This is a genomic window from Pseudomonas sp. Sample_10 (assembly GCF_004321495.1).
In the GTDB taxonomy this organism is placed as follows: domain Bacteria; phylum Pseudomonadota; class Gammaproteobacteria; order Pseudomonadales; family Pseudomonadaceae; genus Aquipseudomonas.
This window is the reverse complement of record NZ_RCOE01000004.1, coordinates 1-10,910: the sequence shown is the minus strand read 5'-3', so window position 1 is coordinate 10,910 and position 10,910 is coordinate 1. Positions and strand designations below refer to the sequence as shown.

Annotated in this window: 11 protein-coding genes; 8 read left to right on the top strand and 3 right to left on the bottom strand. The window is 60.0% G+C overall.

The window, feature by feature from the left end:
- The first annotated feature begins 11 nt into the window (after positions 1-11).
- Entirely contained in the window at positions 12-941 is a 930-nt protein-coding gene (locus tag D8U18_RS00515; RefSeq protein ID WP_131106791.1) for a PfkB family carbohydrate kinase, read from the top strand.
- Between the two features lie 45 nt (positions 942-986).
- Here the strand turns inward: D8U18_RS00515 and D8U18_RS00510 are convergent, their stop codons facing one another.
- Both D8U18_RS00510 and D8U18_RS00505 read right to left on the bottom strand, forming a co-directional pair.
- A complete protein-coding gene (locus D8U18_RS00510; RefSeq protein ID WP_056855914.1) occupies positions 987-1,241 on the bottom strand; it encodes a hypothetical protein in 255 nt (84 codons plus the stop codon).
- 40 nt (positions 1,242-1,281) lie between these two features.
- Positions 1,282-1,620 (bottom strand): hypothetical protein, encoded by a 339-nt coding sequence (locus D8U18_RS00505; protein ID WP_130904419.1) that lies wholly within the window; start codon positions 1,618-1,620, stop codon positions 1,282-1,284.
- A gap of 162 nt (positions 1,621-1,782) precedes the next feature.
- Between D8U18_RS00505 and D8U18_RS00500 the strand changes: the two genes are divergently transcribed.
- From D8U18_RS00500 to D8U18_RS00470, 6 genes are all read left to right on the top strand, one after another.
- Positions 1,783-2,265: a GNAT family N-acetyltransferase gene (locus D8U18_RS00500; protein WP_056855912.1), complete on the top strand. Its 483-nt coding sequence runs from the start codon at positions 1,783-1,785 to the stop codon at positions 2,263-2,265.
- Positions 2,266-2,508: 243 nt separating this feature from the next.
- Positions 2,509-3,501 (top strand): 2-dehydro-3-deoxygalactonokinase, encoded by a 993-nt coding sequence (locus tag D8U18_RS00495; protein ID WP_131106790.1) that lies wholly within the window; start codon positions 2,509-2,511, stop codon positions 3,499-3,501.
- Positions 3,502-3,520: 19 nt separating this feature from the next.
- Positions 3,521-4,141: a 2-dehydro-3-deoxy-6-phosphogalactonate aldolase gene (locus tag D8U18_RS00490; protein WP_131106789.1), complete on the top strand. Its 621-nt coding sequence runs from the start codon at positions 3,521-3,523 to the stop codon at positions 4,139-4,141.
- Between the two features lie 48 nt (positions 4,142-4,189).
- On the top strand, positions 4,190-5,338 hold the full coding sequence (gene dgoD, locus D8U18_RS00485; protein ID WP_056855909.1) for a galactonate dehydratase: 1,149 nt from the start codon (positions 4,190-4,192) through the stop codon (positions 5,336-5,338).
- A gap of 167 nt (positions 5,339-5,505) precedes the next feature.
- Positions 5,506-6,816, top strand: coding sequence for an MFS transporter (locus tag D8U18_RS00475; protein ID WP_056855908.1), 1,311 nt, complete (start codon positions 5,506-5,508; stop codon positions 6,814-6,816).
- Between the two features lie 60 nt (positions 6,817-6,876).
- Positions 6,877-7,680 carry an IclR family transcriptional regulator gene (locus D8U18_RS00470; protein ID WP_103405745.1) on the top strand — a complete coding sequence of 268 codons (804 nt, stop codon included), beginning with the start codon at positions 6,877-6,879 and terminating at the stop codon, positions 7,678-7,680.
- Between the two features lie 178 nt (positions 7,681-7,858).
- Here the strand turns inward: D8U18_RS00470 and D8U18_RS00465 are convergent, their stop codons facing one another.
- Positions 7,859-9,523, bottom strand: coding sequence for an electron transfer flavoprotein-ubiquinone oxidoreductase (locus D8U18_RS00465; RefSeq protein WP_131106787.1), 1,665 nt, complete (start codon positions 9,521-9,523; stop codon positions 7,859-7,861).
- 549 nt (positions 9,524-10,072) lie between these two features.
- Here D8U18_RS00465 and D8U18_RS00460 point away from each other — a divergent pair.
- Positions 10,073-10,822, top strand: coding sequence for an electron transfer flavoprotein subunit beta/FixA family protein (locus D8U18_RS00460; RefSeq protein WP_130904417.1), 750 nt, complete (start codon positions 10,073-10,075; stop codon positions 10,820-10,822).
- Positions 10,823-10,910 lie beyond the last annotated feature (88 nt).

The following is a 10,910-nucleotide window of genomic DNA, read 5'->3' as shown; positions in this document are numbered from 1 at the left end:
CGAGAATGCTCATGCCTAAGATGCTGCACACCGGCCAGGTCATCATCGACCTGGTGATGGCCGTGGATAAATTGCCGCAAGCAGGGGGTGACGTATTAGCGCAATCCGCCAGTTTCGAAGCCGGCGGCGGTTTTAATGTAATGGCCGCCGCGCAGCGCAACGGATTGCCGGTGGTGTACCTCGGGCGACACGGCACCGGGCGTTTCGGTGATCTGGCCCGCGACGCCATGAGCGCGGAAGGCATCCGGATCGGCATTGCAGATCCGGCCGAACGTGATACCGGGTTGTGCGTCGCGATTACGGACGCCTCGGCCGAGCGGAGTTTCGTGTCCTACATCGGCGCCGAAGGTGAGTTGAGCGCCGAGGATTTGGCCAGTGTCCCGGCCGAGGCGGGGGATTTTGTCTACGTCAGCGGCTACAGCCTGCTGCATGTGGGCAAGGCACAGCCGTTGGTGGACTGGGTGCTTGCGCTGCCGAAAGGTGTCAGCGTGGTGTTCGATCCGGGGCCACTGGTGGATTCACCTGATGAGCCGCTGATGCAGGCGTTGCTGCCGCGCATCGACGTGTGGACCAGCAACAGCCTCGAAGCACTGAAGATTACCGGCGCTGCGGATATTGCTCAGGCACTGGATCGACTGCTCGGCTATCTGCCGCAGGATGTGCTGATGGTGGTGCGTGATGGGCCGAATGGCTGCTGGATCAACCAGGGTTCCGAGCACAGGCATGTGCCGGGATTCAAGGTCGAGGCCGTGGACAGCAACGGTGCCGGTGATGCTCATGCGGGAGTGTTCATCGCCGGATTGGCCCAGGGGTTGGACGCACAGGAGGCGGCGCGTCGGGCCAATGCGGCGGCGGCATTGGCGGTCACACGCTGGGGGCCTGCGACGTCGCCCGGATCTACAGAGGTGGATGCGTTGATCCGTAATACTTTCGGCGGCTGATCCGCCGCGATCGCCAGCAGGCTAGCCGCTGGCGATCAGAGTCATTCAGATATCCAGTTTGCGTGCGGCCTCTACGCCAGCGGCGCTGAGTTTGATCGGCAGGTTCAACGAGTGTTCGCCGGCTTCGTTGCACTGCACATTGCCGTGCTGGATCAAGCCGCGGTCCTGCAATTCGGCAAGGGTGCTGGCCACGACTTTCTCCCCCCGGTAATTGTCCAGGACCTCCTTGCCCAGTCCGCTTGGATGGGCGTGCAGCAGGCGGGTGAGGACTTCTTTTTCCAGGTTTTTATCGACGTTCATGGTTACCTCTTCATGGCGATGGGTAGGTCTTGCGGCGAACTTACTGGCTCACTCCACCTTCGGAGCCTGAGCCACCGGTGGTGGTTTTCGAACCAACGCCGGGGCCGGCGTTGTCGGGTGTTTTGGTGTCCGGCAGGTTCAGGCCGCCCTGGCGGCCCATATCGTTGCCTTGAGTCCGTGGGTCAGTACCCGTGGACGGCGGCAGGCTGTCGTCGACGCCCGTACCGTTGGTGTTCATGCCGGGGGCGCTTTGGATGGCGGGAGCCTTGGGCGGTTCGACCGGATTGGTCGGGCCGGTGCCGGACGCGGTGGTCGCAGCGACAGCGAACGGGGAGAGCAGGGCAGCAAAGGCTAGAGCGGGCAGCCTGGACATGATCATGGTGGTGTCTCCATTGATTTAGAGTCCTTACCTGATGTTGGTCCGCCCCTGTTTCTGATTGGTGCCTGATGAACGACGAACGGTTCAGCCCGGTTGCGATGTCTCGCCACAAATCACTCACCGACTTAGTATGGCGTTTTCCACTTTTGACAAGGCACGTCCATGACGATCGAAATCCGCCCGGCGACCCCCAGCGATGCGCCGCAAATTCTCGCGTTCATCACTGAACTGGCCGACTACGAACGTGCCCGCCATGAAGTCATCGCCAGCGTCGCCGACATCGAGCGCAGTCTGTTCAGCGAAGGCGCAACGGCCCATGGTCTGATCTGCCTGCGCGATGGCTTGCCGATCGGCTTCGCGGTGTTCTTCTTCAGCTACTCCACGTGGCTGGGCAGCAACTGCCTGTACCTCGAAGACCTCTACATCACCCCCGAGCAGCGTGGTGGCGGGGCGGGCAAGACGCTGCTGCGCCATCTGGCCAAAATCGCCTGTGCCAATGACTGCGGCCGTTTTGAGTGGAGCGTGCTGGAGTGGAACACCCCCGCCATCGATTTCTACAAATCCCTGGGTGCGCAGCCGCAGGAGGAATGGGTTCGCTATCGGATGGATGGGAAGGTGTTGAGAGAGTTCGCCGAAGGTAATTGAACCGCTCTTTGTAGGCGCGAGCCTGCTCGCGAAAAAATCGCAAACACCACAGGGTTTCAGGCTTCCCCCATTATCGTTGACGACCATCGCCAGCAGGCTGGCTCCTACAGGAGGCTGTCGCAGGCGATGGTTTTTTTTGGTGTTGTTCCAATATATGGGATTGATATTTATATATTGAGATTTACCTGCGCCAAGGTTTATAGTCCCGCTCACTCACTGCCAAAAAACAAAACAGGTGAAGCGATGCTGGCGCAATTGATCGCGCTCGATTGGGGGACAACCTCATTACGTGCTTACAAACTTGCCGAAGGCGGCCAGGTCCTTGAACAGCGCTCGCTGTCGTCGGGGATCATGCAGTTGCCCAAGGCGCCGCGACTCATCAACGGTCGTGAATGCACCAACGGTTTTGAACTGGCTTTTGACGAGGCTTGCGGCGACTGGCTCGATGCTCAGCCAGATTTGCCGGTGATAGCCTGCGGGATGGTCGGGAGCGCCCAGGGCTGGCGTGAAGCGGCCTACTGCGATACGCCGGCGAATGTCGCCAATCTCGGAACTTCCCTGCAAACCGTGCGCAGTCTGCGCGGTGTCGATGTACATATTGTGCCGGGCGTGATTCAACGCTCGCGCCTGCCAAACGTGATGCGTGGCGAAGAAACCCAGGTACTCGGTGTTCTGCAAACGCTGGCGGACGAGGCGGGCGCCGGAGTGTTGATCGGCCTGCCAGGCAGCCATTCAAAATGGGTGGAAGTCACCGATGGCTGCATCGTGCACTTCGATACCTTCATGACCGGTGAAGTCTTCGCCGTACTCAGCGAACACAGCATCCTGGGGCGCACCCAACAGCGCGGCGGCGCGTTTGATGGCGCTGCGTTCGATCGCGGGGTGCAGGTCGCGTTGTCGGCGGACGGTGAGATCGGCGTGCTGTCGACTTTGTTCAGCGCCCGCAGCCTCGGATTGACCGGCGAGCTGAGCGCTGCGGCGCAACCGGATTATCTGTCCGGCCTGTTGATCGGCCATGAACTGTCGGCCCTGGCCAATGCTCAACGGCGTCGTCGCAACAGCGTGCATCTGCCATCAATCATCCTCATCGGCAATTCCCAACTCTGCACTCGTTATAGCCGCGCCCTCGACGCTTGCGGCTTTGCCCGAGTGTCCCTGGCCGAGCAGGCCACCGAACGCGGGTTGTGGCAATTGGCGCTGGCCGCCGGCCTGATCCGGCCCAACCCAATCCGTTAAACCTGACTGGAGTCCTGACATGCTCAAACAAGCACTGGCGCAAAACGGTCTGATCGCGATCCTGCGCGGCCTGCATCCGCAAGAAGCGGCCGCCATCGGGGAAGTCCTGTACGCCGCCGGTTTCCGGGTTATCGAGGTCCCGCTCAACTCTCCTGTGCCGTACGAAAGCATCCGTATCCTGCGCGATACCTTGCCCGCCGATTGCCTGATCGGTGCGGGGACAGTGCTGACTGCGGAACAGGTCGAGCAGGTGAAAGCGGCGGGCGGGCAGGTGATCGTCATGCCCCACAGCGACCCGAAAGTCCTGCGCGCAGCGAAATCAGCCGGGCTGTACCTGTCACCGGGCGTCGCTACACCGACCGAAGCGTTCGCGGCACTGGCTGAAAGCGCGGACGTGCTGAAAATGTTCCCGGCCGAGCAGATGGGGCCGGCAGTCGTCAAAGCCTGGCTCGCGGTGCTGCCGGCCGGAACCGTCCTGTTGCCCGTCGGCGGGATTACCCCGGACAACATGCAGGCGTTTATCGACGCGGGCGTCAAAGGTTTCGGCCTCGGTTCGGGCCTGTTCAAACCGGGCATGACCCCGGAGCAAGTGGCGGCCAATGCCAAGGCCTATGTCACTGCCTGGAAAGCCCTTCGCTAAGACTTTTTTGGCGCTGCGAGCGCTGCATCTAACAAGAGAGACAATCAGATGAAAATCACCAAACTGACCACCTTCATCGTTCCGCCGCGCTGGTGCTTCCTCAAGGTTGAAACCGACGAGGGCGTGACCGGCTGGGGCGAGCCCGTGGTCGAAGGTCGTGCTCACACGGTGGCGGCTGCCGTTGAAGAATTGTCCGATTACCTGATCGGCAAGGATCCGCGCAACATCGAAGACATCTGGACCGTGCTCTATCGCGGCGGTTTTTACCGGGGCGGGGCGATTCACATGAGTGCCCTGGCCGGTATCGATCAGGCGTTGTGGGACATCAAGGGCAAGGCGCTGGGCGTGTCGGTCAGCGATCTGCTGGGTGGCCAGGTTCGGGACAAGATCCGCGTGTATTCGTGGATCGGTGGTGACCGTCCGGCAGACACCGCGCGAGCAGCCAAGGAAGCGGTCAGCCGTGGTTTCACTGCAGTGAAAATGAACGGCACCGAAGAGCTGCAATTTCTCGACACCTTCGAGAAAGTCGACCTGGCCCTGGCCAATGTCGCCGCCGTGCGTGACGCGGTCGGCCCGAACGTCGGCATCGGCGTCGACTTCCATGGCCGCGTGCACAAGCCGATGGCCAAGGTACTGATGAAGGAGCTTGATCCGTACAAGCTGATGTTCATCGAAGAGCCGGTGCTCAGCGAAAACTACGAAGCGCTGAAGGAACTGGCACCGCTGACCAGCACGCCGATTGCCCTCGGCGAGCGGCTGTTCTCACGCTGGGATTTCAAGCGTGTGCTCAGCGAAGGCTACGTTGACATCATCCAGCCGGATGCATCCCATGCTGGCGGCATCACCGAAACCCGCAAGATCGCCAACATGGCCGAGGCCTACGACGTGGCGCTGGCGCTGCATTGCCCGCTCGGCCCGATTGCCCTGGCGGCGTGCCTGCAACTGGACGCTGTTTGCTACAACGCGTTCATCCAGGAACAAAGCCTGGGCATCCATTACAACGAGAGCAACGACCTGCTCGACTACATCAAAGACCCACGGGTGTTCGACTACGACAAAGGCTTCGTGAAGATCCCCAATGGCCCGGGCCTGGGCATCGAGATCAACGAGGAATACGTGATCGAACGCGCCGCTGTCGGTCACCGCTGGCGCAACCCGATCTGGCGCCATGCCGATGGCAGTTTCGCCGAGTGGTGATCCCTCACTGACTCACCACAATGATCGTTCCCACGCTCTGCGTGGGAATGCCTCACTGGACGCTCTGCGTCCGCTTTCGGGACGCGGAGCGCCCCAGGCTGCATTCCCACGCAGAGCGTGGGAACGATCACGAACGACCTCAATAAACATAAAAAGAGGCACTCCCCATGCAACCGCAAACCCTTACCGGGCAGGCGTCGTTGGCGGCGCCCAGCCGCAAGCGTTTTTTCATCATGGTGCTGCTGTTCATCACCGTAGTGATCAACTACCTGGACCGCAGCAACCTGTCGATTGCCGCTCCGGCGCTGACCAGCGACCTGGGCATCGATCCGATTCACGTCGGCCTGATTTTCTCCGCGTTCGGCTGGACCTACGCCGCCATGCAAATCCCCGGCGGCTGGCTGGTGGACCGGGTACCGCCGCGAATCCTCTACACCGCCGCTTTGCTGCTGTGGTCGATTGCCACGGTGATGCTCGGGTTCGCTGGCAGCTTCATTGCGCTGTTCGTCCTGCGCATGGCCGTCGGTGCTCTCGAAGCACCGGCCTATCCGATCAACAGCCGCGTGGTCACCACCTGGTTCCCCGAGCGCGAACGCGCCACGGCCATCGGTTTCTACACCTCGGGACAGTTTGTCGGCCTGGCATTCCTGACGCCAGTGCTGGCCTGGCTCCAGCATGAATTCGGCTGGCACATGGTGTTCGTCACCACAGGTGCAGTGGGCATTCTCTGGGCGGTGATCTGGTACGCGGTGTATCGCGAACCACGGGATTTCAAAGGCGCCAACCAGGCTGAAATCGATCTGATCCGCGAAGGCGGCGGGCTGGTGGATATCCAGGCCGAACAAGCCAAGGTCAAGGCCAAATTCAGTTGGGCCGACCTTGGTATTGTCTTGAGCAAGCGCAAACTCTGGGGCATTTACCTTGGCCAGTTCTGCCTCAATTCGACGTTGTGGTTTTTCCTGACGTGGTTCCCGACCTACCTGGTGAAATATCGCGGCATGGACTTCATCAAGTCCGGTCTGTTGGCATCGCTGCCTTTTCTGGCGGCGTTCGTCGGCGTGTTGTGTTCCGGTTTCTTCTCCGACTTTTTGATCCGCCGTGGCTACAGCGTCGGTTTCGCCCGCAAGTTGCCAATCATCAGTGGCCTGCTGATTTCCACGTCGATCATCGGCGCCAACTTCGTTGAATCGACGCCGCTGGTGATTGCGTTCCTGGCATTGGCCTTTTTCGGCAACGGTCTGGCTTCGATCACCTGGTCGCTGGTGTCGACGCTGGCGCCGGCCCGCTTGCTGGGATTGACCGGTGGCGTGTTCAACTTCATCGGCAACCTGTCGGCCATCGCCACGCCTATCGTGATCGGCTTCCTCGCCAGCGGTGATTCCTTTGCTCCGGCGATCACCTACATTTCGGTACTGGCATTGATGGGAGCGCTGTCCTACATCTTGCTGGTGGGCAAGGTCGAGCGTATCAAGTTGTAGTCGTGCCATCCGGGCGACCATAATGCCGCCCGTTCACTCGCTCAACGGTAAAGGCTGGATATGCAGGAAGACGCCCCAAAAATCGCCAAGGACGCCGCACCGACCGGCACCCAGACACTGCTTCGCGGTTTGGGTGTGGTCCAGGCCGTGGCCAGCGGCGCCCGCGATCTCAAGGAAATCGCCCGCTTGATCGGCACCACGCGCAGCACCACTCATCGCCTGGCCAGTTGCCTGGTGGACGAGCGTTACCTGCGGGTGGTGCCGCAAGTCGGATATCTATTGGGGCCGAAGCTGATCGAGCTGGGATTCCAGGCGCGCGAAGAGTTGCCGCTGGTGACCCTGGCCGGACCGTATCTGGATGAGTTGTCGGCTTTGACCGGCGACACCATTCACCTGGCGATCCGTGAAGGCGACGAGGTGTTGTACCTGCACAAGAATCCGGGGCGCAACGGCCCGGAAATGCGCTCGCGGGTCGGCCACCGCATGCCGTTGGCGCGCACCGGGATCGGCAAGGCGCTGATGCTCGACGACACGCCGCAAGAGTGGCAGCGCCTGTACGAAGTGAGCCTGCCAGCAGGTGGGAAAAATCAGTTCTGGCCGCAGCACCCGGAGCAATCCTGGGAGCAGTTCCAGCAGCGCATGATCGAGTACGTGGCCGGTGGTTATGCCTTCGACCTGGAAGACAACGAACCGTCGATCCGCTGCGTGGCCGCGCCGATTCGTGATGCCAGCAAACGCATCGTCGCCGGCATCAGCATTGCCAGTACAGTGCCGTATATGCCGCTGGAAAAAATGGCCGAGCTGATTCCTCTGATCAAAGGCGTCACAGCGCGGCTGTCGGCGGAGCTTGGCCTCAAGGTTTAAACACATTCCCCCTGTAGGAGCGAGCCTGCTCGCGATAGCGGTGGGTCAGTCGACGGCAATGTTGAATGATGAACCGTCATCGCTGGCAAGCCAGCTCCCACAGTGAGTGGTGTTATGCCCTGGATCGCAGGCAACAAAAAGGCCCCCGTTTCGGGAGCCTTGATGTTCGCGGTTCGGCTTACATGTTCGGGTAAGTCGGGCCGCCAGCGCCTTCCGGCGTCACCCAGGTGATGTTCTGTGCAGGATCCTTGATGTCGCAGGTCTTGCAGTGAACGCAGTTCTGGGCGTTGATCTGGAAGCGCTTCTCGCCGTCTTCCTTGGTGATCACTTCGTACACGCCGGCCGGGCAGTAACGCTGGGCAGGCTCATCGTACAGCGGCAGGTTCTTGCTGATCGGGATGCTCGGATCGGTCAGCTTCAGGTGGCACGGTTGTTCTTCTTCATGGTTGGTGCCAGAGATGAATACCGAGCTCAGTTTGTCGAAGCTGATCTTGCCGTCCGGTTTCGGGTAGTCGATCTTCTTGCAGTCGGCCGCCAGCTTGAGGCACGCATAATCCGGCTTGGTGTCGTGCAGGGTGAACGGCAGTTTGCCACCGAAAATGTTCTGGTCCAGCCAGTTGAAACCACCGCCGACAATAGCGCCGAACTTGTGGATCGCCGGGCCGAAGTTACGGCTGGCGAACAGTTCTTCGTGCAGCCAGCTGTTCTTGAACGCATCCACGTAAGTGGTCAGCTCTTCGGTGCCGTCCTTGTCGGCGAACAGGGCGTCCGCTACGGATTCCGCCGCGAGCATGCCGGACTTCATCGCCGTGTGGCTGCCTTTGATCTTGGCGAAGTTCAGGGTGCCGAGGTCGCAACCGATCAGCGCGCCGCCCTTGAAGACCATTTTCGGCAGCGAGTTCAGGCCGCCCTTGGCGATTGCGCGAGCGCCGTAGCTGACGCGTTTGCCGCCTTCGAGGTACTGCTTGAGCACCGGGTGATGCTTGAGGCGCTGGAACTCGTCGAACGGCGACAGGAAGGTGTTGCTGTAGGAAAGATCGACGATCAGGCCAACGACAACCTGGTTGTTTTCCAGGTGATAGAGGAAGGAGCCACCGGTGTTTTCGGTGCCAATGATGTCCATCGGCCAACCGGCGGTGTGCACCACCAGGCCTGGCTGGTGCTTGGCCGGATCGACTTCCCAGATTTCTTTCAGGCCGATGCCGTAGTGCTGGGCGTCGGCATCGCTGTCCAGATTGAAACGCTTGATCAGTTGCTTGCCGATGTGGCCACGGCAGCCTTCGGCGAACAGCGTGTATTTGCCACGCAGTTCCATCCCCGGGGTGTACAGGCCTTCTTTGGGCTGACCTTCGCGGTCAACGCCCAGGTCACCGGTGATGATCCCGCGAACCACGCCGTTTTCATCGAACAATGCTTCCTGAGCGGCGAAGCCCGGGTAGATTTCCACCCCGAGGTTCTCGGCCTGCTGGGCCAGCCAGCGGCACAGGTTGCCCAGGGAGATGATGTAGTTGCCTTCGTTGTGCATGGTCTTGGGCACAAAGAAGTCAGGAATTTTCTGCGCGCTTTCAGCGTTCTTGAGAACGAAGATGTCGTCGCGGGTGACGGGCGTGTTCAGCGGCGCGCCGAGTTCTTTCCAGTCCGGGAACAGTTCGTTCAGGGCGCGTGGTTCAAACACGGCACCGGAGAGAATGTGAGCACCGACTTCGGAGCCTTTTTCGACCACGCAGACGCTGATTTCCTTACCGGCTTGCGCAGCCTTCTGCTTCAAGCGGCAGGCGGCGGAAAGACCAGCGGGGCCGGCACCGACGATGACCACGTCGAATTCCATGTATTCGCGTTCCACAGGCTATCTCCTACTCAAGGCTCAACAGTTTTTTTCTAATTTTGGAGGTTAGGTGTCGCATCCTTGAATCCCGGCGTAACGTCGGGAGAGGACAATCGAGTGACCACCTTTCTCTTTGGGTGGCGCATTATATCTACACCACTCTCAGGGTCCAATACAAACGTTTGTTTGAAATGGCTCAAACCCAGAGAAATCAAAGTCACGCGGCTTATGAACGGCTATTTTGCCGTATTGACCGGAATAGGTGTTCCGGTCAAGATACGGGCGGTTTTGCGCTCGCCGTAGGCTGAATGTTGGTTTCAAGAGCACCTCTAAAGACAGGGCGATGGCCTGGGCAAGTGATGCGCCGCGCGGGATTGGCGCGCAGTTTACACGCCGCGATATTGAATGACTCGTCAGTCACTGCTGACGAACGGTCATCTACATCGTGAGCGATGTTCACTTGACACTTTTTGCCGGCGTTTTTGGAGGTGCCCTTGCGCCCGATGAGCATCAACCGCCAGGTTCGCCTAGGCGACTTTCTTTTCACCGGAGAGTAACGAGGAATCCATGAAGGTTCTTGTAGCTGTCAAACGCGTTGTGGATTACAACGTCAAGGTTCGCGTCAAGGCGGACAATTCCGGCGTCGATCTTGCCAACGTCAAGATGTCGATGAACCCATTCTGCGAGATCGCCGTGGAAGAAGCCGTACGCCTGAAAGAGAAGGGTGTTGCGACTGAAATCGTCGTCGTCTCCGTCGGCCCGTCCACCGCTCAGGAGCAACTGCGCACCGCGCTGGCTCTGGGTGCCGACCGTGCCATCCTCGTCGAATCCGCCGAAGATCTGACTTCCCTGGCTGTTGCCAAACTGTTGAAAGCGGTTGTCGACAAGGAACAGCCTCAGCTGGTGATCCTTGGCAAGCAAGCGATCGACAGCGACAACAACCAGACTGGCCAGATGCTCGCTGCATTGAGCGGCTACGGTCAGGGCACGTTCGCTTCGAAAGTCGAAATCAGCGGCGACACAGTTGCCGTGACTCGCGAAATCGACGGCGGCGCGCAGACTGTTTCCCTGAAACTGCCAGCGATCGTCACCACCGACCTGCGTTTGAACGAGCCGCGCTACGCGTCCCTGCCAAACATCATGAAAGCCAAGAAGAAGCCTCTCGAGACGCTGACTCCGGACGCTTTGGGCGTTTCCACCGCCTCCACCAACAAGACCCTGAAAGTCGAAGCGCCTGCTGCACGCAGCGCGGGTATCAAGGTCAAGTCGGTGGCTGAACTGGTCGAGAAACTGAAAAACGAAGCGAAGGTAATCTAAATGACTATCTTGGTTATTGCTGAACACGACAATAAAGTGCTGGCCCCGGCCACGCTGAACACCGTTGCTGCCGCTGCCAAAATCGGCG

Excerpts from the sequence above, each read along its gene's own strand:
- D8U18_RS00515 (WP_131106791.1), top strand. The coding sequence starts at position 12 with ATGCCTAAGATGCTGCACACCGGCCAGGTCATCATCGACCTGGTGATG.
- D8U18_RS00510 (WP_056855914.1), bottom strand. The coding sequence starts at position 1,241 with ATGAACGTCGATAAAAACCTGGAAAAAGAAGTCCTCACCCGCCTGCTG.
- D8U18_RS00505 (WP_130904419.1), bottom strand. The coding sequence starts at position 1,620 with ATGATCATGTCCAGGCTGCCCGCTCTAGCCTTTGCTGCCCTGCTCTCC.
- D8U18_RS00500 (WP_056855912.1), top strand. The coding sequence starts at position 1,783 with ATGACGATCGAAATCCGCCCGGCGACCCCCAGCGATGCGCCGCAAATT.
- D8U18_RS00495 (WP_131106790.1), top strand. The coding sequence starts at position 2,509 with ATGCTGGCGCAATTGATCGCGCTCGATTGGGGGACAACCTCATTACGT.
- D8U18_RS00490 (WP_131106789.1), top strand. The coding sequence starts at position 3,521 with ATGCTCAAACAAGCACTGGCGCAAAACGGTCTGATCGCGATCCTGCGC.
- dgoD (WP_056855909.1), top strand. The coding sequence starts at position 4,190 with ATGAAAATCACCAAACTGACCACCTTCATCGTTCCGCCGCGCTGGTGC.
- D8U18_RS00475 (WP_056855908.1), top strand. The coding sequence starts at position 5,506 with ATGCAACCGCAAACCCTTACCGGGCAGGCGTCGTTGGCGGCGCCCAGC.
- D8U18_RS00470 (WP_103405745.1), top strand. The coding sequence starts at position 6,877 with ATGCAGGAAGACGCCCCAAAAATCGCCAAGGACGCCGCACCGACCGGC.
- D8U18_RS00460 (WP_130904417.1), top strand. The coding sequence starts at position 10,073 with ATGAAGGTTCTTGTAGCTGTCAAACGCGTTGTGGATTACAACGTCAAG.